The organism is Pseudomonas sp. MPB26 (assembly GCF_046605355.1).
GTDB classification, from domain to species: Bacteria; Pseudomonadota; Gammaproteobacteria; order Pseudomonadales; family Pseudomonadaceae; genus Aquipseudomonas; species Aquipseudomonas cedrina.
The window spans coordinates 5440632-5462904 of sequence record NZ_CP176793.1 but is presented as its reverse complement, the minus strand read 5'-3'; the positions used below and the strand labels follow the sequence as shown (position 1 = coordinate 5462904).

The 22273-nt window shown below is 60.4% G+C and carries 26 protein-coding genes and 1 pseudogene; 10 read left to right on the top strand and 17 right to left on the bottom strand.

Translation table 11 applies throughout. The features are described 5' to 3' along the window. Positions 1–7 precede the first annotated feature (7 nt). On the top strand, positions 8–736 hold the full coding sequence (locus tag ACLH0H_RS24930) for a FadR/GntR family transcriptional regulator (protein ID WP_411380070.1): 729 nt from the start codon (positions 8–10) through the stop codon (positions 734–736). 42 nt (positions 737–778) lie between these two features. Here ACLH0H_RS24930 and uxuA read toward each other — a convergent pair whose 3' ends face one another. The 6 genes from uxuA to ACLH0H_RS24900 all read right to left on the bottom strand — a co-directional run bounded on the left by uxuA (position 779) and on the right by ACLH0H_RS24900 (position 8123). Next, positions 779–1954, bottom strand: coding sequence for a mannonate dehydratase (uxuA, locus tag ACLH0H_RS24925; RefSeq protein WP_411380069.1), 1176 nt, complete (start codon positions 1952–1954; stop codon positions 779–781). Positions 1955–1971: 17 nt separating this feature from the next. Beyond that, positions 1972–3429, bottom strand: a complete 1458-nt coding sequence (locus ACLH0H_RS24920) for a mannitol dehydrogenase family protein (protein WP_411380068.1) — start codon at positions 3427–3429, stop codon at positions 1972–1974. Positions 3430–3446: 17 nt separating this feature from the next. Continuing rightward, positions 3447–4739, bottom strand: a complete 1293-nt coding sequence (locus ACLH0H_RS24915; RefSeq protein ID WP_411380067.1) for an MFS transporter — start codon at positions 4737–4739, stop codon at positions 3447–3449. 67 nt (positions 4740–4806) lie between these two features. Beyond that, positions 4807–5838 carry a Zn-dependent oxidoreductase gene (locus tag ACLH0H_RS24910; RefSeq protein WP_411380066.1) on the bottom strand — a complete coding sequence of 344 codons (1032 nt, stop codon included), beginning with the start codon at positions 5836–5838 and terminating at the stop codon, positions 4807–4809. A 67-nt stretch (positions 5839–5905) separates the two neighbouring features. Continuing rightward, entirely contained in the window at positions 5906–7117 is a 1212-nt protein-coding gene (manD, locus tag ACLH0H_RS24905) for a D-mannonate dehydratase ManD (RefSeq protein ID WP_411380065.1), read from the bottom strand. A gap of 4 nt (positions 7118–7121) precedes the next feature. Then, entirely contained in the window at positions 7122–8123 is a 1002-nt protein-coding gene (locus ACLH0H_RS24900; RefSeq protein WP_411380064.1) for a sugar kinase, read from the bottom strand. Positions 8124–8275: 152 nt separating this feature from the next. Between ACLH0H_RS24900 and kdgR the strand changes: the two genes are divergently transcribed. After that, positions 8276–9058, top strand: a complete 783-nt coding sequence (kdgR, locus tag ACLH0H_RS24895) for a DNA-binding transcriptional regulator KdgR (protein ID WP_411380063.1) — start codon at positions 8276–8278, stop codon at positions 9056–9058. Positions 9059–9119: 61 nt separating this feature from the next. Here the strand turns inward: kdgR and ACLH0H_RS24890 are convergent, their stop codons facing one another. Next, positions 9120–9350, bottom strand: coding sequence for a hypothetical protein (locus tag ACLH0H_RS24890; protein WP_411380062.1), 231 nt, complete (start codon positions 9348–9350; stop codon positions 9120–9122). Positions 9351–9612: 262 nt separating this feature from the next. Between ACLH0H_RS24890 and ACLH0H_RS24885 the strand changes: the two genes are divergently transcribed. Further along, positions 9613–9864: a hypothetical protein gene (locus tag ACLH0H_RS24885; RefSeq protein ID WP_411380061.1), complete on the top strand. Its 252-nt coding sequence runs from the start codon at positions 9613–9615 to the stop codon at positions 9862–9864. 114 nt (positions 9865–9978) lie between these two features. Here the strand turns inward: ACLH0H_RS24885 and ACLH0H_RS24880 are convergent, their stop codons facing one another. After that, a complete protein-coding gene (locus ACLH0H_RS24880) occupies positions 9979–10773 on the bottom strand; it encodes a GntR family transcriptional regulator (protein ID WP_411380060.1) in 795 nt (264 codons plus the stop codon). Between ACLH0H_RS24880 and ACLH0H_RS24875 the strand changes: the two genes are divergently transcribed. The 6 genes from ACLH0H_RS24875 to hisM all read left to right on the top strand — a co-directional run bounded on the left by ACLH0H_RS24875 (position 10772) and on the right by hisM (position 15119). Further along, positions 10772–10912 carry a hypothetical protein gene (locus ACLH0H_RS24875; RefSeq protein WP_411380059.1) on the top strand — a complete coding sequence of 47 codons (141 nt, stop codon included), beginning with the start codon at positions 10772–10774 and terminating at the stop codon, positions 10910–10912. The two genes, ACLH0H_RS24880 and ACLH0H_RS24875, sit on opposite strands and share 2 nt — an antisense overlap. Before the next feature lie 94 nt (positions 10913–11006). Continuing rightward, positions 11007–12020, top strand: a complete 1014-nt coding sequence (locus tag ACLH0H_RS24870) for an SIS domain-containing protein (RefSeq protein ID WP_411380058.1) — start codon at positions 11007–11009, stop codon at positions 12018–12020. 1 nt (position 12021) lies between these two features. Further along, entirely contained in the window at positions 12022–12876 is an 855-nt protein-coding gene (locus tag ACLH0H_RS24865) for a PfkB family carbohydrate kinase (RefSeq protein WP_411380057.1), read from the top strand. 61 nt (positions 12877–12937) lie between these two features. Then, entirely contained in the window at positions 12938–13708 is a 771-nt protein-coding gene (locus ACLH0H_RS24860; RefSeq protein ID WP_076953938.1) for an ABC transporter substrate-binding protein, read from the top strand. Positions 13709–13731: 23 nt separating this feature from the next. Beyond that, positions 13732–14421 (top strand): ABC transporter permease, encoded by a 690-nt coding sequence (locus ACLH0H_RS24855; protein ID WP_411380056.1) that lies wholly within the window; start codon positions 13732–13734, stop codon positions 14419–14421. After that, the gene (gene hisM, locus ACLH0H_RS24850) at positions 14418–15119 is read left to right on the top strand and encodes a histidine ABC transporter permease HisM (RefSeq protein WP_411380055.1); all 702 of its coding nucleotides are present in this window, start codon (positions 14418–14420) and stop codon (positions 15117–15119) included. Before ACLH0H_RS24855 ends, hisM begins: the two co-directional genes overlap by 4 nt. Positions 15120–15144: 25 nt before the next feature. On the opposite strand, the gene ACLH0H_RS24845 is transcribed toward hisM, so the two are convergent. The 7 genes and pseudogenes from ACLH0H_RS24845 to ACLH0H_RS24815 all read right to left on the bottom strand — a co-directional run bounded on the left by ACLH0H_RS24845 (position 15145) and on the right by ACLH0H_RS24815 (position 20529). Continuing rightward, positions 15145–15393: a hypothetical protein gene (locus tag ACLH0H_RS24845; RefSeq protein ID WP_411380054.1), complete on the bottom strand. Its 249-nt coding sequence runs from the start codon at positions 15391–15393 to the stop codon at positions 15145–15147. Continuing rightward, positions 15390–16466: a chemotaxis protein CheB gene (locus ACLH0H_RS24840; RefSeq protein WP_411380053.1), complete on the bottom strand. Its 1077-nt coding sequence runs from the start codon at positions 16464–16466 to the stop codon at positions 15390–15392. Before ACLH0H_RS24840 ends, ACLH0H_RS24845 begins: the two co-directional genes overlap by 4 nt. A gap of 225 nt (positions 16467–16691) precedes the next feature. Then, a complete protein-coding gene (locus ACLH0H_RS24835) occupies positions 16692–16853 on the bottom strand; it encodes a hypothetical protein (RefSeq protein ID WP_307392884.1) in 162 nt (53 codons plus the stop codon). 104 nt (positions 16854–16957) lie between these two features. Continuing rightward, positions 16958–17131, bottom strand: a pseudogene (locus ACLH0H_RS24830) (aldehyde dehydrogenase PuuC); the annotation flags it as partial. 25 nt (positions 17132–17156) lie between these two features. Next, positions 17157–18383: a hypothetical protein gene (locus ACLH0H_RS24825; RefSeq protein ID WP_411380052.1), complete on the bottom strand. Its 1227-nt coding sequence runs from the start codon at positions 18381–18383 to the stop codon at positions 17157–17159. Positions 18384–18497: 114 nt separating this feature from the next. Further along, positions 18498–20090, bottom strand: a complete 1593-nt coding sequence (locus tag ACLH0H_RS24820; RefSeq protein ID WP_411380051.1) for a GMC oxidoreductase — start codon at positions 20088–20090, stop codon at positions 18498–18500. Beyond that, a complete protein-coding gene (locus tag ACLH0H_RS24815) occupies positions 20074–20529 on the bottom strand; it encodes a hypothetical protein (protein ID WP_411380050.1) in 456 nt (151 codons plus the stop codon). Before ACLH0H_RS24815 ends, ACLH0H_RS24820 begins: the two co-directional genes overlap by 17 nt. On the opposite strand from ACLH0H_RS24815, the gene ACLH0H_RS24810 reads away from it, so the two are divergent. Next, a complete protein-coding gene (locus tag ACLH0H_RS24810) occupies positions 20528–20899 on the top strand; it encodes an isochorismatase family protein (RefSeq protein WP_411380049.1) in 372 nt (123 codons plus the stop codon). The two genes, ACLH0H_RS24815 and ACLH0H_RS24810, sit on opposite strands and share 2 nt — an antisense overlap. A gap of 90 nt (positions 20900–20989) precedes the next feature. On the opposite strand, the gene ACLH0H_RS24805 is transcribed toward ACLH0H_RS24810, so the two are convergent. Together ACLH0H_RS24805 and ACLH0H_RS24800 are read right to left on the bottom strand one after the other, a co-directional pair. Beyond that, complete coding sequence (locus ACLH0H_RS24805) at positions 20990–21565, bottom strand: hypothetical protein (protein ID WP_411380048.1); 576 nt, start codon at positions 21563–21565, stop codon at positions 20990–20992. 1 nt (position 21566) lies between these two features. Beyond that, positions 21567–22265: a hypothetical protein gene (locus tag ACLH0H_RS24800; RefSeq protein ID WP_411380047.1), complete on the bottom strand. Its 699-nt coding sequence runs from the start codon at positions 22263–22265 to the stop codon at positions 21567–21569. Positions 22266–22273 lie beyond the last annotated feature (8 nt).

Sequence of the window (22273 nt, the reverse complement as noted above, 5' to 3'; positions counted from 1 at the left end):
CGTACCGATGGCCGCACCGACAAACGCCTCTGAGCGAAAGCCGTATCAGAAAATCGCCGACCAGCTTCGAAACTACATCTTGCAGGGGGATTTCAAACTCGGCTCACGACTTCCTCCCGAGCGGGATTTGACGCAACGCCTTGGTGTTTCCAGGCCCTCGCTGCGCGAAGCGCTGATCGCCCTGGAAATAGAAGGCGTAGTTGACATCAAGATGGGCTCAGGCGTGTACGTCAGAGCCCTGGCCCTGGAAGGCACAAATAACACCGTAACGCTCGGCGAAAGTCCCTCGGAGCTTATGCAGGCGCGTGCCTTGATCGAGGGTGAGTCGATAATTCTGGCTTGTCTGCACGCTAAAAAAAGCGACTATCGCTACCTTCAGGAATGCATTGATGCCATGCGTGCCTCCATCGAAAAGGGTTTGCCGCCGCTGGAGGATGACCGCAAGTTTCACCATCGCCTGGCTAAAATGAGCGGCAACTCTGCCTTGGTCCGGATCATCACCGGGCTCTTTGACGAGCGACATAACCCTATCTCGGCGCACTTGAGCAAACATTCAGAGAACGCTTTGACCTGGCAAGCGGCCGTCATCGAGCATGAAGCAATCCTTCGCGCCGTGGCCCAAAAAGACGTGCTCGGTGCACAAACCTCAATGCGCCAGCATCTGAGCCGTTCGGAAAATCGTTGGTTGCAAGCGCTGGAGCCGCAAGAGCTCACGGCCAATGGACAGAACAAGTAGCCAACGGTTTGCCCGCTGGCGACTTGCTGCGTTTTCATGCCATCAAGGCAGTTGTTGGCGCACCGCCAATTCCACACCACGGATTTCCGCCAGCCCCTTGAGGCGACCGAACAGCGAATAGCCTGGGTTGCTTTTACGGTGCTGGTCGTCGAGCAGTTGATGCCCATGGTCAGGACGCAGCGGCAAGCGTGGGCCGCCTTCGCGTTCACGCCTGCGTTCTTCGGCCACCAGCGCGCCAATGACCCCGACCATGTCGACGTCGCCGTCCAGGTGATGGGCCTCGTGGAAGCTGCGCGGGTCGGCTTCGCGGCGGGTTGAACGCAGGTGGGTGAAGTAGATGAACGGCGCAAAGTGCTTGGCCATCGCCACCAGATCGTTGTCTTCACGCACGCCATAAGAGCCGGTGCAGAATGTCAGGCCATTGGCGGCGCTGGGAGCAGCGTCCAGCAGCCACTGGGCATCATCGGCGGTCGACAGGATGCGCGGCAAGCCAAGCAGCGCACGGGGTGGATCGTCCGGATGGATCGCCATGCGCACGCCCACTTCCTCTGCCACCGGTATCACCGCGCGCAGAAAATACCCCAGGTGCTCACGCAACCTGTCGGCGTCGATGTCGGCGTAGGTGCGCAGCAACGCCCGAAAGTCATCCAGGCTGTAATGCTCCTCGGCACCGGGCAAACCGGCGATCAAGGTATTGACCAATACTTCGCTGCGGGCCGGCGTCAGTTGCTCGAAGTAGGCTTTGGCCCTCTGGATATCTTCGGCGCTGTATTCGGCCTGGGCGTCCGGGCGCTGGAGGATGAACAGGTCGAACGCAGCGAACGCGGTTTGATCGAAACGCAGCGCCCAACCGCCATCCGCCAGCTCCCAAGCCAGGTCAGTGCGGGTCCAGTCGAGCACCGGCATGAAGTTGTAGCACACGATATCGATGCCGCAGCTCGCCAGGTTGCGCACGCTTTGCTGATAATTGGCGATGTACTCATCACGCCGGCCGCAGCCGCGCTTGATGTCTTCGTGCACCGGAATGCTTTCCACCACCGACCAGCTCAAGCCCGCGGCTTCGATCATCTGCTTGCGCGCCGCGATAGCTTCCACCGGCCAGACTTGGCCATTGGGAATCTCGTGCAGCGCGGTGACGATGCCGGTCGCGCCGGTTTGACGCACGTCCGCCAGGGAGATCGGATCCTTGGGGCCAAACCAACGCCATGTGTGTTCCATGCTGTGCTCCTTTCCTGTTAGTGGTGTACGGCAAAGTTGTGCAAAAGGCTGACCATGCCATCGCGGACCAGGGCGGCATAGGCGCGTTGTACAGCGTCACGAAAGGCAGGGCGATCCGACAGGCTGGCCGGGAACACCTCGTCCAGGCCGAGAAAGGCATCCACCAAGGCAGCGCCTTCGAACCGGCCGGCAAGCTCGGCAAAGGTGGCGCTCAAGGGATCGTCGATCACCGGTGCCGAACCGTCGGGGCGCGGTTGCGTGCAGTCGTGAATCCAGGCCGCGATACCCAATGCGGTACAGCTCAGGTCACGCCCTTCACCGAGCAATTGCTGCGCGCCAAGCAACCAGCGTTGCGGCAGTTTCTGCGAACCGTCCATCGCGATCTGGCGTAAACGGTGTTGCAGGCTGTCATTGGCAAATCGCGCCTTGAGATCGCGGGCGTAGAGCGCAAGATCGATACCCGCCGGCATGGCCAGGGTCGGCGCGGCTTCCTCGGCCATATAGCGTGCGATGAAACGCGCGAGATCCGCATCCTTGATGGCTTCGAACACCAAGTCGTGGCCGGCCAGCAGCCCCACGTAGGCCAGCAACGAATGGCTGCCGTTGAGCATGCGCAGCTTCATGGTTTCAAATGGACGCACATCGCCCACCATCTGCACGCCTTCCTCCTCCCAGTCCGGACGCCCGAGAGGAAAGTGATCTTCGATCACCCACTGGCTGAAGCTTTCACAGACCACCGCCGCACGGTCGGGGCAATCCAGTTGCTGCTCCAGCCGCGTGAAGGACTCGCCGTCCATGGCGGGAACGATCCGGTCAACCATGCAGCCCGGGAACGCCACATGCTCATTGACCCATTGCGCCAGGACTGGGTCCTGCAACGCCGCCAACGCGCTCACCGCCTGGCGAGTGCGCTGGCCGTTGTCGGGCATGTTGTCGCAGCACAGCACCGTAAACGCAGGCGTGCCTGCGGCGCGGCGGCGGCGCAGGGCTTCGAGGACAATACCGGGCGCCGTGCGCGGCGCTCGGGAATGCGCAATGTCATGGACAATCGCTGGATCTTCCGTACGCAACTGCCCAGTGGCCGGGTTCAGGCAATAACCTTTCTCGGTGACGGTGAGCGTGACGATCCGGGTTTGCGGCGCGGCCATGCGCTGCAACAGTTGCTCCAGCTCATGGCCGCCCTCGCCCACATACAAGGCCTGGCGCAGTACACCGATCTCACGCAGCGTCACCCGCTCGCGGTCACGGTATTCGGCCACATGATAGCGACCCTCCTGCGCGCGTAATTGATTAACCAATGTGCGATTCGAGCGCAGGTTGGCGCTGCACAACCCCCAATCGCTTTCGCCATGCCGATTGAGATGGCGTTGCAGGTAGACCGCCTGGTGGGCGCGATGAAACGCCCCCAGGCCAAGATGCACGATCCCGATGTCACGGACAGTGCCGGCTGAGGGCACACGGTTCACGGTGGGCATCGACAGGCTCCTTTGAGTTATGGTCGGCTCAGGGCCGAAACGGGTTGCGGGCTTACTGCCTGCGCGTTACCGGTATCCGCCGCCGAAAGCGGTGTGACATAACGCGCTACGCACACGGCGCCAATCACGGTCAACAATCCCGCCAGCAGGAACGCACTGGTGAACGAACCGGTGAATTGCACCAGAAAGCCGGTCAAGGTCGGACCAATGATGCCCGAGGTATTCGCCAGGAAATGCATGAAGCCACTGACGCCACCCACCCGCGCGGCAGGCACGGTGTCCTGGATGATCGCCCAATAGATGGCACCCGTGAGGTAAAGGAAGAACACCGCCAGGGCGACGAGGATAACTGCCGGGTACAGGGTCTTGACCACCCCGGCAACCGCAATGCACGCGGCGCAGAGCAACAGGCAGGTCACCAGTACGACCTTGCGCGAGAACATCATCCGCCCGGTTTTCTTGAACACGAAGTCGGAAATGAAACCGCCCAGGGCCAGGCCGAGGAACCCCAGGACCCAGGGAATGACCGTGGCGATGCTCATGTCCTTGACGTTGAGGCCGTGGGCCATGGTCAGGTAGCTGGGGAACCAGGTCAGGAAGAAGAACAACGTGTAGTTATAGGAGAAGAATGCCAGGGACGTGAACAGCACCGTGGGCTGCTTGAGGTAGTACCGCAGCGGGAACACCGGCTGCGCCGCCAGCTCGCTTTGACCCTCGGCCCGCAGGATATCCTCGGCGCCCGCGCCTTCAGGCCGCTCCTTGACGAATTTGTACCACACCGCCGCCCAGACCAGGCCGATCGCCATGATGATAATGAACGACACCTTCCAGCCGTAGGTGACGGCAATGAAGCCCACCACCGGCCCGGAAATGGCGCCGCCCAACGGTGTGCCGGACATTGACGTGCCCAGGGCCCGCGCCCTTTGCTTGGGGGTGTACCAGTTATTGACCATTTTGCTGGTGGTCACGCTCAACGGCCCTTCACCCATGCCGAACAGGATGCGGATCAATACCAGCGAGGCAAAGCCAACCGTCAGCACCGTGAGACCGCTGAACAGCGACCACAGCACCATTGCCAACAGCAGCGTGGTTTTCGCGCCGTAGCGATCGGCCGCCCAGCCGCCGATAAAGTTGAACACGGCATAACCGACGAAAAAACTACTGAAGATCATGCCCATTTCACCCGTCGAAAGATCGTAGTCTTTCTGGATGAACGGCGCGGCAACGGACAATGCCGACCGATCCAGGTAATTGATGACGCCCGCCAGGAACAGCATGATGATGATTAATGTGCGACCTTGACCAAACATTGGAACCTCCCGCTTCTTGTGTTTATTCGGTGAGGGTGCCCGTGTGGGCACGCGTGTCTACGGATGACTAGGGATGCGCGCCGCTCAGTTCCACGAGAACCTTGCGGGTTTGTTCGGGATGGTTTTCGATCAGATCGATGGCCCCCGGCATTTCGTCGAAGCTCACGCGGTGGCTGATCAGTTCCCGCACCTGCAATTTTCCGCTGGCGATCAGCTCCATCACCTTCGGAAATTTGCGATTGTTCAGGCGCGAGCCCACCAGCGTCAGTTCTTTCTTGATCATTTCCAACTGCACCAGGTCGCTCGGCACGGTGTTGAAACCCAGCAGGCCGATACGTCCCGCAGGCGAGGCCAGGCGCACCATTTGCGGCATCAGCGCGGGGATGCAGGCGGCGTCGACAATCAGCGGCACGCCTTCGCCTTGGGTCAATTCGCGCATCGTTGCTTCGACGTCGACGTCCTTGCCGTTGAGGGTGCGGCTGGCCCCGAGTGCCCTGGCCGCCTCCAGACGTGTATCGAGGACGTCGGTCACGGTGATATCGGTCATCCCCAGCGCCCGTGCCATCTGCACCAGCGTCAAGCCGATCACGCCCGCGCCGTAGATCAACAGGCTGTCGCCCGGTTCGGGCTGCATGCGGTCCAGCACGTTGAGGGCGATGGTGTACGGTTCCACCAGCGCGGCATGGCTCAGGGACATCGAGTCCGGCAAGCGGTGGGCATTGTCCGCGGGGACGCAGACTTGCTCGCTGAACCCGCCATCGCGGTGCACGCCAATCACTTGCAGCCGGGTGCAGACGTTCGGTCGGTTGATTCGGCAGGGATAACAGGTGCCACAGCTGATGACCGGGTCAATGCACACGCGGTCGCCGACCTTGAGATTATCGACCCCCTCGCCCACTTCCCGTACCACGCCGGAGAACTCATGGCCGGTCACACGCGGAAACCGCACAAAGGCGTTTTGCCCGTGAATGATGTGCATGTCCGAGCCGCAGATACCGGCGTAGGCGACGTCAACCTTGACTTCGCCAGGCGCGACGTGGGGCACCTCGACTTGCGCCAGGCCGTATTCAAAAGGGGCTCTTACTTGAAATGCTTTCATCGGGTAACTCCTGACAGGGCGGGTGGCACTCTGTGTTCTGTCGTTATCAAATCAATCGAGGCAGCGCTTACCAATGCCAGAGCGTGCCGTCTTCCAGGCGATTGACCGGCAGGCTGGCGCGCTTGTAGGGGTATTTCGCCGCCAGGCTCTCGTCGATGTCGACGCCATGCCCCGGCGTTTCGCCCGGTGTAAAGTGGCCATCCTCGAAGCGATAGGCGTGTGGAAACACTTCGTCGATACGTTCGTCGTGGGGCATGTGCTCCTGAATGCCGAAGTTGGGCACCCAGGTATCGAAATGCAGCGCCGCGCCCATGCACACCGGCGACAGGTCGGTGGCGCCATGAAAGCCGGTGCGCACCTGGTAGAGCGCAGCAAAGTCAGCAATGCGGCGCACATGGGTGATGCCACCGGCATGTACCAGGGTGGCGCGGATGTAGTCGATCAGCTGCTCCTGGATCAGCTCGCGGCAGTCATGGATGGAGTTGAACACTTCACCCACCGCCAGCGGCGTGGTGGTGTGCTGGCGGATCAGGCGGAAGGCTTCCTGATTCTCGGCCGGGGTGCAGTCTTCCAGCCAGAACAGGTTGAAAGGCTCCACCGCCTTGCCCAGGCGCCCCGCTTCAATCGGTGTGAGGCGATGGTGCACGTCGTGCAGGATGTGCAAGTCATCGCCGAATCGCTCGCGCACGGCGGCGAACAGCTTGGGTACATGGTTCAGGTATTTGGCGGTGTCCCACACATGTTCAGCGGGCAGGTCGCTGTCGGCGGGTTCATAACGTTCACCGCTGCGCTTGGCCACGCCATAGGTAGTGGCGATGCCGGGAATCCCGCATTGCACGCGCACCGCCTTGTAACCCAGCTCGACATGCCGGGCGACTTCGTCCAGGCACCCCTCGATGTCCTTGCCCGTGGCATGCCCGTAGACCATGACCCGTTCGCGACTTTTACCCCCGAGCAACTGGTACAACGGCATCTGCGCGGCCTTGGCCTTGATGTCCCACAGCGCGACGTCCACGGCGGCGATCGCGGTCATCGTCACCGGACCACGGCGCCAGTAGGCGCCGCGATACAGGTACTGCCAGATGTCCTCGATGCGCTGGGCATCGCGACCGATCAAGGCGGGCAATACGTGCTCTTCAAGGTAGGCGACCACCGCCAGTTCGCGGCCATTCAAGGTCGCATCACCAATGCCGTAAATGCGCGAATCAGTGACGATTTTCAATGTGATCAGGTTGCGACCCGGGCAGGTAACGATCACGCGGGCTTCAATGATTTTCATAAGGTCAGGCCTCTGCGGCAGAAGAAAAGGAAGGCATGCTCATGCCCGGCATGGCGGCCTTGGGGATCAGTGCACCGCGATGCTGCACGACCTGGGCCGCCAAACGATGGCCCCAGCGCGCCGCCCGTTGGGGGTCACCGCCTTGGAGGCGACACGAAAGATAGGCCGCACTGAAGGAATCGCCCGCCGCCGTGGTGTCAACGACCTGCCGCACCGGCTCGGCGGGCACGTCGAAACGACCCGAATCGCACTGCACCAGGCACGAGGCGGCGCCGCGCTTGAGAGCGATTTCACCCACGCCGAACGCCGCGTAAGCACGGAACAACGCCTCGACATCGGCATAACCGAACAGCGCTGCGTCGTCTTCCCAGGTAACCAGGGCCAGGTCAGTCAGGCGCAGCAGGTCGCCATAGGCCTGTCGTGCCGACTGGGCATCAGGCCAGAGATGAGGGCGGTAGTTGTTGTCGAAGACAATGCGCGTGCCGGCTTCACGCGCCAGGCGCAAGGCGTGCATCAGCCGCTCGCGGCCAGTGGGCGTCAAAATCGCCAGGCTGATGCCACTCAGATAGAGGTAGTCGTAATCAGCAAGGGCCTGCAACACGGCATCTGCTTGCGGGCCGTCGAACAGGCTGCGCGCTGCGGCTTCGCCCCGCCAATACAGAAAGCGTCGCTCGCCCTGGGTATCGGTCTGGATGAAGTACAAGCCCGGCAGCGCATCCTTGATCACCCGTACATGTTGCTCTCCGACACCCTCCTCGCGCCACGACTGACGCATGGCGTCGCTGAAGCTATCGGCGCCGATGGCAGTGGCGTAGTCCACGGCAATTCGGGCGGCGGGACTCAGTCGCGCCAGGTAGACGGCTGTATTGAGCGTGTCGCCGCCGAAGGTCTGGCTGAAGCCTGAGGCGGGATCGCCGCGCATCTCGATCATGCACTCGCCGATCAGCGCCACGTTGACGCGGCGGCCTGACAGGGGTTGCGGGCAGTGCCCTGGAATCGCGTTCATCACTGGCGCCTTTGTTGTTTTTAAAACGGCGTTTCATTCTTACTGACTGGGCCCGAGTTTTAATCAGATTTCCTACACCGTCAAGAAAAATGAAACAGCGTTTTGATTCGCCAGCGTATATTCTTGGGTTTTCCGTTTCCGTTGGAGCCTTCATGGACAACAGTACCCTCCAGAACAACGAACTGGTTTCCGCCGTCGCAAGGACCCTGGCCGTGCTTGAAGCGCTGGCCGAGCATCCAGAGGAAAGCGGCGTATCGGAAATCGCGCAGAAACTGGACATGTCCAAAAGCACGGTTTACCGGTTCCTGCAGTCCCTCAAAGCGCGCGGCTATGTGGTGCAAGACGCCGAGGACCGCTATCGGCTCAGCGTTCGGCTATTTGAATTGGGCGCCCAGGCTCTGCCCCACCTGGACATCGTCCGCGAGGCGGAACCGGGCATGCGCCGTATCAATGAACTGACGGGCGAGACCGTCCACCTGGGCATCCTTGACGAAGGCAGCATCGTCTACGTGCACAAGATCGACTCCAAGTACAACCTGCGCATGTACTCGCGCATCGGCCGACGTGCGCCGCTGTATTGCACCGGGATCGGCAAGGTGCTCATGGCCTGGCTGGACCAGCCGGAGCTGATCGCCCACTTGGAGGAAGAAAGCTTCGAGCGCCGTACCGCCAATACCCTGGTCAGCATCGAGGCATATCTGCAAGAGCTGGACGTGGTACGCGCCCAGGGCTATGCCGAAGACCATGAGGAATTCGAAGATAATATGCGCTGCCTGGCCGCACCGATCCGCGACCGTTTCGGCCACGTGATCGGAGGGATGAGTGTGTCATTCCCCTGCTTTCGGTTTCGCGAAGAACTCAAGCAGGATTACGTCGATCGGCTGATGGAAGCCACTCGGCAGATTTCCAGGCAGTTAGGCTGGCATGCCCAGTAGCGATTCGGCAGGGCTCGCGGATCGTCATGCAAGTCCTACCCCGGACCAACGAGCGCAGAGTTCAAGCCCAGATCGCCGTCTGCGTATTGATCTCGGCCACGGCGGTGGCGTTGAACTGCCGCTGGCGGTGCAGGTCATCGCGCATTTTCGGGTAGTTGAACGTCTTGGACCCCAGTTCTCTCAGGACAATGCTGGAAATTTTGTAGGTACCGCAGTCGGAACAGTCGACGAGTTCACTGCCTTGGTCCTCTTCGGACTGCTTCGCTTGTAGCCCGCACAGATAGCAATTCATTACCTGTCCTCCTGTTGGCTGATGTTCAGAAGATCGTCCCAGGCCTCCAGAAGTTTCAATTGCCTCACCGCGCCGCTGCGCGGGTATCTGCCTGGAAATAGCGGTGTCAGGTTGGCAAAAATCCCGCGGTGCAACGCCGAGCGGAATTGGATCCTTATTTTTTGAACGCAGCAACCTCCCATGAATCTCCTAGATCAGAGAGCATGCAGCTCCGTATAATGGCGTTAAGCCAGCAACACCTTGTGTGCGTTTGGAGTACAAAATGGCCGATTTCAAGAAACAACTTCCCGCTTCGATCATTCGCCAGGCGGACAAAATCATGGCGGAAATTCAAAAGTCCGGGTCAATGATCATGGCAGTCAAGGCCGGCGCAAGGGCGAACGGTTTCGTGCTGGGCCTACAGTGCTCGGCAAGCATTACCGACGATGCGGCGCAGTTGCTTCAAACCGAATTCGATATTTCCACCGAGATAAAGCTCAAAGAGCTTTCGATCTGGACCGCGCCTCAGTATTAGGGGTGGGCCGCTCTCGACCTTCGGATAGTATTGCAGTAGCCCGGCCAGCGCTCGGTAAAAGAGCGCCGGATGAGTGAAGGGCCCCAAGGCTGGTTGACTGCTCGGTAGCAAGGGTCACGAACCGTCAGTATTGAAGCTGCTGACCCGACTGTCCGCCAATTTGAAAACCACGCGCTGAGGGTGGTTGACCGAGACGAGGTATTCGACCGGCTGGCCCTGGCGATCAAAGATCACGCCGCGATAGACCAGCGCTGCTGTTCCGGGCTCGACGTCAAGCAGGCGCGCCTCCTGATCGTTCATCGTGGCGACACCCAGGGTGCCCTCGTCGCTGTCTATTTCGATCTGGTAGCGCGCCAGCAACAACGCATACAGCGAGGCCCCTTCGATCAGGTCCGCCGCCACCAGGTCGGGTGCGCGGGCGGCGGGAATGTAGCTGGTCTCGATGCAGAACGGTTTTTGATCCACGGTGCGCAGGCGCCGGATAGTCAGCAACGCATCACCTTCCTGGATCTTCAGCAACCTGGCGACGCGCGCGCTGGCCTGGGTCTGCTCGAAGTAGAGCAATTTACTTCCCGGCCGCGCACCGGCCTGTTCGACCACTTCGGCAATGCCTTTGCGCGCCACGGTATTGAGCGGTCGCTCGACACCTGGGGCCGTGACAAAGGTGCCACGGTTGCCCCGACGCTCCAGGATGCCGCGATCGACCAGCGTTTGCAGGGCCTTGCGCAGCGTCATCCGGCTGATCCCCAGGTGCTCGGCGAGGTCCCGCTCCGCCGGGATCCGCTCGGTCGGCCCGAACTCCGGACGTTCCAGCATTTCCAGCAAAGCCTGCACGGCCTGCCAGGCCACCTGCTTGCGTTCGGGCGCCAGCAGGGCAACGTCGGAGGATTTTGGAGGCGTTACTTTCATGGTCTACATCCTGGATTATTTTTTCGGCGCTGCCAGGGTGATCGCGAACCCATCAACCGCCCGTAAACGCAGCGGGCATGCCAACATCGACAAAATCGCCTGGAGAAACATCGCGAAAACGATGCGATACGCCTATTAGACCACGGGGGAAAAGCCTTGTAATGGTATTTTTCATGGTATAGCTTTTGGTCTAAATAGTGATCATGAACCGCAACAAGCCCCCAGGAGCTCACATGGCGATCCAGTTCAACCGGGATGCATTTATCGCTTCCTTGCAGCAATCCGTGCATATCGTCGACGACGCCCAAGCGTATGGCCAGGAGCTGGCAACGCGGATCGACCGCATCTATTTCGTCAGTTGCGGCGCTCCCAACCGCATCATGCTCGGCCTGCAGTACTGGCTTGAACGCTACAGCCACACCCTGGAAGTGCGCCGTTATTTCCCGGCCGACTTCATGGACATCGATCCGCCGCGCCTGGACGAGCGCACCTTGGTGGTCCTGGCGTCCAAATCCGGAACGACCCAGGAAACCATCGCCGCCGCACGCTTTCTGCAGGACAAACCTTGTCTCACCGTAGGCGTGACCCAGACCGCCGAACTGCCCCTGGCCCAATCAGTCCAGCATTGCTTCCTGCTGGGACGTACCGACGAAGCCTATTTCGGTTGCTTCATGACGCTGCAGGCCTTGATCGGCGGGATCCTGGCCAAACGCGAAGGCTGGCCGCTGCTGGCCAAGCTCACCCGCTCACTCAAGGCATTGCCACAAGCCCTCGCCGATGCCGCAATCAATAACGACCTGCGGGCCACCGAAGAGGCGCGCCTCTACAAAGATGATCGCGTCATGTATTTCCTGGCCTCGGGCCCCATGTTTACCACCGCCTATGTGTTCGGCGTCTGCGTGGTCATGGAAAGCCAATGGTTGCACTGCCTGCCGGTGGAAGCCGCGGAGTTTTTTCACGGCCCGTTCGAAGCCATCGATGCGACCACCCCGCTGCTCCTGCTGGTCGGTGAAGACCCCAGTCGCGCGCAGATGGAGCGGGTCGTGCAATTTTGCCAGCGCTACACCGAACGGGTCATGGTCTATGACGCCAAGGACTTCCCGATGGAGGGCATCGACGCCGAGATCCGCGCTATCGTCGCGCCCTACATCGTCGGCATCGCCGTGGAACGCATCGCCGCGCATCTCGCGGTCTGGCACCAGCAGCCACTGACAACGCGTCGCTACATGTGGAAAACGGAGTATTGAGATGGCCAGCCTGATCGCGGTCGGCGACAACACCCTGGACGTGTACCTGGACCAACACCTTGAATACCCCGGTGGCAACGCACTCAACGTCGCGGTGTTTGCTGCACGGCTGGGGGCTCGCAGCGCCTACCTTGGCTGCGTTGGCAGTGATCGGTACGGCCAATACTTGCTCGATTGCCTGCAACAGGAAGCCGTCGATGTGGCCCGTTGCAGCAGGCTGGACGGCGCCAATGGTTGGGCGTGTGTCGACAGCATCAACGGCGAACGGCTGTTCCTTGGCAGTGATCCGGGTGTGTGTCGCCAATTGCGTCTCGAGCCTGACGACCTGGCCTATATCGCTACCTTCGCGCTGGCGCACAGCAGCCTCTACAGCGGCCTTGAGCACCAACTGGCGCAGATTCGCCAGGCCAGTGGCTGCCTGTCATTCGACTTCTCGGACAACTGGGTCGAGTTCGATTGGCAGGCGCTCATCCAGCAGGTCGACATTGCCTTTTTCTCGGCGCCCGACCTGTCGTCAAGCGAGGCTCATGACCTGGCGCAGGCGATGCGCGCCAGGGGGCCGGTGGTGGTGGTCATCACCCGTGGCGCCCTGGGCGCTCTCGCGGTCGACGCCCAAGGCGTGCATGAGCAGCCCGCGCAGCCGTGCGCCTTCGTGGACAGCATGGGCGCCGGCGACGGTTTTATCGCGGCGTTCCTGCTCGCCTGGCAAGCCCGACACCCGCTTGCCGAATGCCTTTCACGCGGCGTCGAACATGCCGGCCAAGTGTGCGGCTGGGCCGGTGGCTTTGGCCATGGCCAGGCCGTCGATAGCGAGCGCGTCCAACAGCTCAAACACGCCTTGAACCTTCAAGGCTGAAGCCTGCTGCCCGGGCCGATGCCCGAGGCGGTTCCACCCCTCTGTCGTGGATACCCTGTCGATGAAAAGATGTCTGATCGGTTTGATGCTCGCGGCCAGTCCGCTGATAACCTGGGGCGCCGGCGAACCCTTGCGTTTCGGGGTCGATCCCACCTACCCGCCGTTCGAATCCAAGCAGCCGGACGGTTCGCTGACCGGCTTCGACATCGAGTTGGGCGAAAGCCTGTGCAGCGAGTTGCAACGCCGTTGCGTCTGGGTGGAGAACGCCTTCGACGGCATGGTTTCGGCCCTTAAGGGCAAGAAGTTCGACGCGATCCTCTCCGCCTTGTCGATCACTGAAGCACGCAAAGCCGAAATCGCCTTCTCCAATACCCTGTATGACACCCCGGCACGCTTGGTCGCCCCTGAAGGCAGCCCGTTGCAGCCGACGGCCGAATCCTTGCGGGGCAAGCGCATCGGTGTGCAGCAGGGCAGCGTGTTTGAGGTTTATGCCAAGCGGATGTGGGGCCTCAAAGGCGTGGAAGTGGTGCCGTATCAGAGCAGCGACTTGACCTATTCGGACTTGATCAACGGTCGGTTGGATGCCGCGTTCGATGATGCGATTGCCGTCTCTGAAGGGCTGCTGAAGAAACCCATGGGCAAAGGCTTCGGCTATGCCGGCGAGGTGGTCAAGTCACCGGAGATCTTCGGCCCGGGCACCGGCATCGGCTTGCGTAAAAGCGATACGGCCCTGGCCGGCGAGATCAACCAGGCGCTGGAACGGATCCACCAGAACGGCACCTACGATCGCATCGCCAGAAAATACTTCGACTTTGACATCTCGCCCAAATAATCACCCGTACGGAGCCTGAAAGCATGTTTCTCGAAGGGTATGGCTATCTGATTTTCCAGGGCGCGTGGCTCACCGTGCAGGTTGCCACGTGGGCCGCTTGCGTGGCCTTGCTGCTGGGCCTGCTCGGCGCCCTGGCGAAACTCTCGCCACTGGCGCCGCTGCGGCTGGCCGCGACGGTGTACACCACGCTGGTGCGCAGTGTGCCGGACCTGGTGCTGATGCTGCTGATCTACTACAGCGCGCAGATCGGACTGAACCAAGTCGCCGAAGCGTTTGGCCGTGAATCGTTGCAGTTGAACCCTTATGGCACGGCGATTGGCACCCTCGGCTTCATCTACGGTGCCTATTGCACCGAAACCTTTCGCGGCGCCTTCCAGGCGATTCCGTTCGGCCAGCTGGAAGCGGCGCGCGCCTATGGCATGAGCCATTGGCAAGTGCTGCGGCGCATCCGTCTGCCGCAGATGATGCGGTTCGCGTTGCCCGGCATAGGCAATATCTGGCAAGTGCTGTTGAAAAGCGCGGGCCTGATCTCGCTGCTGGGCCTCAACGACATGGTCCAGGTCGCCAAGCAGGCCGGCAATGCGACCTCAAGGCAGATGTTTTTCTACCTGGTGATCGCCGCGATATTCCTTGTCTTCGCGGTCCTTTCAAGCCTGCTGCTCAAACACCTGGAACGGCGCTACAGCCCTGAACCGCAGCGGAGAATGTCATGATCGAGATACTCAAAGAGTTCGGGCCGAACTTCCTCTGGTCAGACGGTTACCGCTGGAGCGGCCTGGCTGTCACCTTATGGCTATTGGTGACGTCTGCCGTGCTCGGTTTGTGCGCGGCCATACCGCTGGCGCTGTTGCGCACCTACGGCAATCGCTGGCTGGGACTGCCGGTGCAGCTTTACACCCTGGTGTTTCGCGGCACGCCGCTGTTCGTGCAACTGCTGATCATCTACAGCGGCCTGGCGAGCCTGAGTTTGATCCGAGAATCGCCGAGCCTGTGGTGGTTCTTTCGGGACGGCATGCATTGCGTGATCCTGGCACTGGCCCTGAACACCTGCGCCTATACCATCGAGATTCTGGCCGGCGTGCTGCGCACTACCCCACGCGGCGAAATCGAGGCCGCGCTGGCGCTGGGCATGACCCGCAGCCAGGTATTCATCCTGGTGCTGATACCCAGCATGCTGCGCCGTGCACTCCCGGCCTACAGCAACGAAGTGATCTTCGTCCTGCACGCCACCGCCATCGCCTTTACCGCGACCGTGCCCGACATCCTGAAAATCGCGGCGGATGTCAACGCGGCCACGTTCAAAACGTTCCAGGCCTACGGCATCGCCGCTCTGCTCTATATGGTGCTGGCGTGCGCTCTGGTAGGCGTATTCCGATTGGCTGAGCGCCGGCTGCTGGCTTATCAACGTTGAACGGCGGGACACTTTGCCGTGGAGGCTAGAACTTGGGCCCATCACCGGTGGCTTCAGCCAGGGTAGCGAGCGTCTCTTCCATGCGGGTTATCTCGTCTTGAAGCTTCTGGAAGACCAAGCGGAACGCGCCGTCCACGTCCACCGTTTGATGACCCCGCAGTGAGCCTGCTCGTTCTTCCTGCGCGCGCTCAAGCGCGGTCACGCTTTCCCGCAGCGCCAAGAGCTGGGCAAAGATCGCCGCGACTTGTTCCCGAGTGTCAGTGTCGATGCTCATTTGGGCGTTTGCGCGCGACTGGACGACACGGGGCGCAGCCTTGTTACCAACGCGCGCAGGGTGTTCTTATGGCCCTCAAGGCCTTCGCTCGCCAGTTCGTACTCTTTTACCGCGCCCGTTCGCCCGACATCCTTGTTGCTTTGAATCTGCCGACCGAGCAGCAATTGCTTTTCGTGCATGGCGCGTATAGCCACCCACAGCGCTTCCTCGATCATTTCGTTCTGGGCATGAAATAACGCAGCCGAGGTGTAACTGTGGCCGGTGTGGCAACGAAAGCGCAGCGGTGCGGCGCCCAGCTCCCATAATGAGCCGCCGCATTCCGGGCACGACACGCCCGAGACCTTGCCTATCGCGTCCAAGGCATAGGCCCCGCCTGAACTGAGGTCTTCAGTCAGATCGTTTTCAGTCGCGTAGGGCTCGATACGCTTGGGCTCCCTGGGCGCGTGCGCTTCGGGCGCGCGCTGCTGAACCAGGCGGCCAAGGGCGCTGCCCAGCTCATCGAGCGGCAAGCAAGCGTCCACCTCCACATGACGCAGGGCGTTCATCGGCATCGAGGGCGCTTCGGCGGTCTCGGGGTCCTGGACATACACCCTGCCCCTGTAAGCCTTGATCGCTTGAAGGCCGACCACGCCGTCGTCAAGCTCGCCGGTGAGGATCACGCCAATGGCTCCCTCTGCGTAGCTGACCGCAGCGGAGCGAAACATCGGGTCAATCGCAGGGCGGGAGTAATTTTCCTTGGCGCCGCGGACCAACTGCAGGGTGCCGCGCTTGATCAGCAGATGCTGGTCCGGTGGCGCCACATAGACTCGACCGTTTTTCAGAGTTTCCCCAGACAAGGCAAAGTCGATGTCCAATGAGCTCGCCTTAGCCAGCAGGCTCGGCAGCAGGCTGGGTTGATCGCCGATGTGCATGGTAATGAAAACCGCGGCCTGCAGATCGCTCGGGAGCTGGGCCAGCAATTTGCGCAATGCCATTAAACCGCCGCTGGAAGCGCCGATCACGATGATTTGGTCAACCGGGTTATCTTGATGCATCAGATATGTCCTTGCTGTGACTGTGCCGCCGGTGCACATGTTGAAACTGCGGCCTCACGCTGAACATTTGGATAAGCCACGTACCTCGCGCGGTGCCATTGGACGACCGTCTTGTTAGTTCTGATAGGTGTGCGGCCGGGAAGGTTCGGAAAAATTCACTGGGCGTGGAGAACGCCCGTTCGACCGGCGCTTAGCCATCGTCCCGGCCGCTGTGGGGCAGCGGCCGGAATGAGGCCGGCGGGTGCTTCGGATTACAAAGGACCGTCAGTTGTCGGGATGCTCGCTCGCGACCGAATCGGCAGCATCCACATCGGACATGTCCTCTTCAAGAGGTGCCTCGTCGTCCGGCGGCAACGGGATATTGTCCTCATCACGCTCAGGATCATGCCCGGCTTCGTTAGCGGGGGCGTTTTCATTGCTGTGCATATTGACTCTCCTTGCTGATGCTCGGGATATCCGCGCTTACACTTGAGAGACGGCACGCCATTCAGAGTGCCGGGGATTAGACGAATGGCACTGGCTTGCTGCACCGCCTGCTCTTGGGTGTCGAAGGCGCTGACCGCCAGGACCGGTCCGAACACTTCCCCGTGCGAAATCTGCATGTCGCCGGTCCGTTGGCGAAAACGGCCGGCAGGATGAAGATTGATGATCAACTGCTTGCCTCCAAATACCAGTGTCGCGCCTCCAGCGCGGGCGTGGCCGATTGCCTACATGATGCGTAGCCCGACGTCAGACCAGCGGTTGCAGGGTAATGCTCCAGACCTGCTTGCCCTGCACAGTGGTTTGTGCAACGCCCAGCACTTCAAAAGAACTGCCCGGCGCAAATGTGTATTCGATTTTGTTCGGGTCATCGGACAGCGCGGTGATGTAACTGACCGTATCCCAGACCCAGGCATCTGTCGGCGGGCTTGCGGTCAGGACGATGCCGTTCTGGTACTGCATCGCTTCCGCCAGCGAGCTGCCGAAACTCCAGACCATTTTGCTGGTGATAACCTGACCGACTTGGATATAGGTGTCCAATGCAGCCTCCAGCGGAGTCTGCAGAGGCGTGCCTACAGGGCCGTCGTTAAGCGGGCACTGCAAGAATTCGATACCGAAATGTTCAGTACCCAACTGCGAAATATCGACTTGCCCGCTGAACAACTGAGGCTCGCTCACAATGCTGGTACGTGGTAAAGACTGGAACGCAGCACACAGCAGTCGGTTTTCGACAGCACTGAAGGTTTGCAAGGCCGTGGCGACTTGCGTCAACTGGCTCTCGACGTTTTGCAAGGAGTTGGCTGGCACCATCAAGAACGACCTCATATAGTCCACATTCTGTGGCGTATAGGTGCCCCAGTTAGACGCCCAGATCGCCGCAGCTATGCTCGCCTGATCGAGCGGATAAGGCGCCGAACCGATGTTGGTGTACTCGAATATCTTCATCAGGACCAGACGGGTGAACGACGCCGTGGTCCAGTCATACACCGCCATCGCGAGTTGAAAGCTATAAGGTGTAAACGGAAACAACTGTTGCCCCAACGCCGCTATCTGCGCGGTGGTTTTGCCAGGGGCATCAGGGATGTTCGGGTAAGGGACGCAATTGTCCTCGATCATTTGGTTGAAATAGTCGACGTCGGTTGAGGAAATAACCGGTAGAGGCTTCAACTGACCAGACAGCGTGAGACACTTGCTGAGCTGTGTTGCACTGAAGGTGCCATCCCCCGGCAAGCTCAGCGTGAAGTCCACGTTGGGGCTGGGCGTGTAGTCGAATACCTGGCCGTTGAGGTTGACGATGTCCATGACCGGCCCATTGGGAAAGCCATTCTGGAAGTCAGTCACGTCAAGAAAACCCTGGCCCTGCACGATCAAGCGGCTGGACACGCCTTTACCACCACGGGGCACGCTCAACGGCGCGCCGTCACTGAACCACAGTGCCGCGCTGGACGGGTTAGTGATACTTTGAAACTGCCACATGATCTAGCTCCTTGCAGACCGGGATACGTAGAAGTTCTTTGCCTTGTTGCGCGCTGTTGTCGGGAATAATGACGTGCAAACTCAGTGATCCAGACATGGCCAAACTCTTTTCAATCAAGCAGATTTTGTCACTCGCGCCAGTGCGGTGTCGCTGCCCATTGCCTTCATCACCAAGGCCACCAGGGTCAGCGTTGGGTTGGCGGCGGGCAAAGTGGGCATGACGCTGTTGCTGACGACGTACAGGTTCTTCACGCCGAACACCTGCAACTCCGGGTTCACCACACCAAGCTTCGGGTCATTGGCCATCCGCGTGGTGCACGCCACATGATCGCCCCGCTGGGGGTAAGTACCCGACTTCACACCGCTGCAACCCATTCGTGACAGGACGGTTTTGAGTATGTCCACGTACTTCTGCGCCGCAAGGGGGTCAAACAGCGGGTCGGGCGTATAGATTAAAGTGCGCGGCAAGCCGAAACGGGTAGTGCCCGGTGCCAGGGAGACCCGGTTGTTGTACTGCGGAATTGCTGACAGGTTGCCATAGAGTTGAAACGCGGCGGGCGCAGTGCATGACGCCCGAATCTGGCTGGTGCTATTCCCCTGTGCCATCATCAGCCCCAGATCAATATTAGGCGTTTCATAGTTCATTGATATGAAAAACTTGCCGTCCTTCTGACACCTAGGCGAGTCGAAAGTACGTGAACACAGGCTGGGGAACCCTAACTCCTCCTCGAATGCCTGAGGGTTAGGCGCAGTGCCTGATGCGAAGAAGAATTGCGTCGCGCTGACAAAACGGCCAACCAGATCGTTGTCATTGCCGATGCCGTTGGGCCAGAAACTCGACCTGGAGGCTTGGAGCAACTTGGGAATCTCGAACGCGCCGTTGCAAAGGATCACGTTCTCAGCATCCAACTCCACCGTGTCACCCGTGCTCATGTCCGTGTAGGTGACGCCCGCCACCCTTTGCTGACTGGCCATGCGGATAGCCGTGACAGCCGCCCCCAGGCGCAGGCTCACGTTGGGGTTGTCGGCCAGCAAGGCCAGTGGCTGGTCACCGGTGAAACGTCCCGCCACCGGGCAATAATCACACGTGCCTGTGGTGCGGCACGGCCCGCCCATAGCGTTGGCCTGCCCATAGCGCGCCACCGGCAAATGCCCATAGCCTATCGACAGGCCATCAAATGCCTGAATAAAAGGTCCCGCCGAGATCGGGTAAGGAGCAGCGCCATATGGATAGGGCTGGCTGCGGGGCGGATTATTGTCGCCGGAATCACCACTGGCGCCCAGGTACTGCTCGGCCTGGTTGTAGAACGGTTCCAACTGGTCGTAGCCGTAGGGCCAATCGATGCCCTGCCCGGTGTTGCTGAACAGCGCAAAATCTTCGGGTTTGAAGCGCGGCACCCATCCTCCCCAATGCAGCATGGTGCCGCCCGCGCCGAATATCCGCCCGCCCTGAATATTCCAGGGGTTGGCTCCGGTTGCATCAAAGTCGGTCGCCTGATCGTAGAACGCTGCATATGGCGTGTTGGCAGTACCGCCGCCCCGCGCCACTTGATGAAACCACCAGCCGGGATCCCCCATGGGAATGGTCGGCCCGGTTTCCAGAATGACGACGCCCGGTTGGTTCGCACACAGGCTCGCCATGAGGCTTCCAGCCACGCCGGAACCGACGATCACGATATTGGCTGTTTCATTACGCACCTTGGCCATGATCGCCTCCAGCCGGCTGGCTCTGCAGCTGAATGCTTAGCGCCCGATAAGGGGGCGGTTGATTCAGAAATGACCCACCGCCCATCCAGCCGTTGTAGTTCATGTAACCGAACGTCTTGAATCCACCAAAAGCAATGTTCCAGCGCATAAACTCCAGCAGCACGTAGTTCGCCACTGCAGAAGGGTTGCTGGGGGCATAAGGGTTTTGATCAATCAGCGCGGCCAAGGCCAGCGTAGGTTGATGGTATTGCTGGAGAAGCACCTTGTATTCAGCGATGGTTTGCCGGTAATAACCCAAGTACGAGGGGTCACGCTGCATTTGCCATTGCAACGCCTGCTGAAACTGTTGTTGCGGCATTTGGCAGTCGGCGGCGGTGCCCCATCTCTGGCCAATAAACCCGAACAAGCTCCAAAGTACATTGATCTGGTCTTGGTCCATGCGGACTCTCCTTTTTCCGGTTTATGTGCAGCTTCCCTACGCCGCAGAACACTATGAACAGGACCGGGCGACAACGCATGCTCCGCGAAGACCCCACCTTTGGCTACTGGCGTTTGGCAATAAGCGTTATTCCAATCTGCCGGCCAACAGCCATATTTACCAAGGATCGCGGGGGCGGCCCAAGCATGTTGAGGCAAGCTATGCCAAGGCGATCCGCCTGCCCCTGGTAGTGACCTCCATCGGGCTGGACCTGGTGCTGCGCGACAATGACGTCCAGAACGTTGGGGTGGCGGGGCTTTTGACCAACTGGTGTGTAGAAGGCACGGTTCGGTCAAGTTATGAGAAGGGTTACAACCGGTACTCGCTCTGACGACTCAGCCAAGTCCGGAGCCTGATCCTCGTGTCAGCCTGCCACAGCGGCAACTTTCGTTGCGCCCTGGTTTTCAGAGGGTTCGAGCTTTTAGCCGTTCAACGTAAGTCCCGGATAACTGCGCACCGGCAGCTTGTGCCTGTGCGGTTGCTGCCGTGCAAGCTGCGTCTGCACCTGTGCAACCGCCTCCAGCACCCGTTGCGCCCACTGCTTGTCTTGTGGGTCCACCACCACCACGCGGAACCCGTGATCGACCCCCTCAAGCTGCACGCCCTCGGAGTCATCGACATGCAAGTCGATGTCGAATGCCGGTGGGAATTTTGACGGGGTGCTCGACAGGCCACGGTCCGTGAGGGCCTGGTTGTGCCGCACGCTGTTGACCACACCGTCGACGTGGATACCGTACAGCAACAACCAGCGACGGATGTAGGATGGGGTGCGGCCGGACGAGGTATAGACCCACACGCTGCAGCCCTGGCGCCGCAACTCACGGGTCAAGGCGCGGGTTCCGCTGCGCAGCGGTTCGCCCAGCCAACGGTGCACACACGCCGGCAAACGGCTGTGTTCGGTCGCACTGTGGTGGAGCTGGCAGGCCAGCGTGTCATCGATATCAAACGAGATACGGATGCGCTGGCGCTTGAACACATGCTTTAAGGTGCCGAGCATATCAATAGCCACCTTGATAAATGGGGGCCGGGGCGTCGCCCAGGAAAAACTCCGCTGGATCAGCCGCTTTGTCTTCCAGGAACGCGGCATATTTTTTCTTGATCTTGGGCAATTCGTACAAGGCCTTGACGCCATGCTTGGCGGAGTTGCGTATGACCGAGGACGGGTTGAAGTAGCCCTCGGCGTTGTCCAGCGTCAGTACAAAGGGTGCCAACCCCGCGCGCATCAGCAGGTAGCTGACGATCAGCGAACCGCTGCGGTGATTGCCTTCAATGAACAACTGCGGCTTGCTGAGAACGCGCACGTAGACACCGGCGGCGCGTTTCCACACCGATTCATCGTGGTGCTTGCAGTACCAGTTGTACAAATCCTTGATGCCACCTTCGACATTGTTGAAAAAATGCACTTCGGTCGCGGCCAGATGCTGGGCGTATTCCTGCCGGCGCCGCGGGTCTTTGCCGCAGAGCACGGTGGCATTGATCTCTAGCATCAGGTTCAGTTGCTGGAGGTCGAACAAGTCGACGCCGCGCGCCACATACTCGTCAATCAGGGCGTAGCCTTCAAGCACATTGTGCAACACCTCGTCTGTCAGCGGGTCGCGTGGCTCGGTAAAGTCCCGGCTGAGCTGGGCAAAACGGCCCTGTACCTTACGCAGTGCGCGTTCGATCGCGAGCAAATCAAGACGACGTGTTGCAGTCATTGGCAATC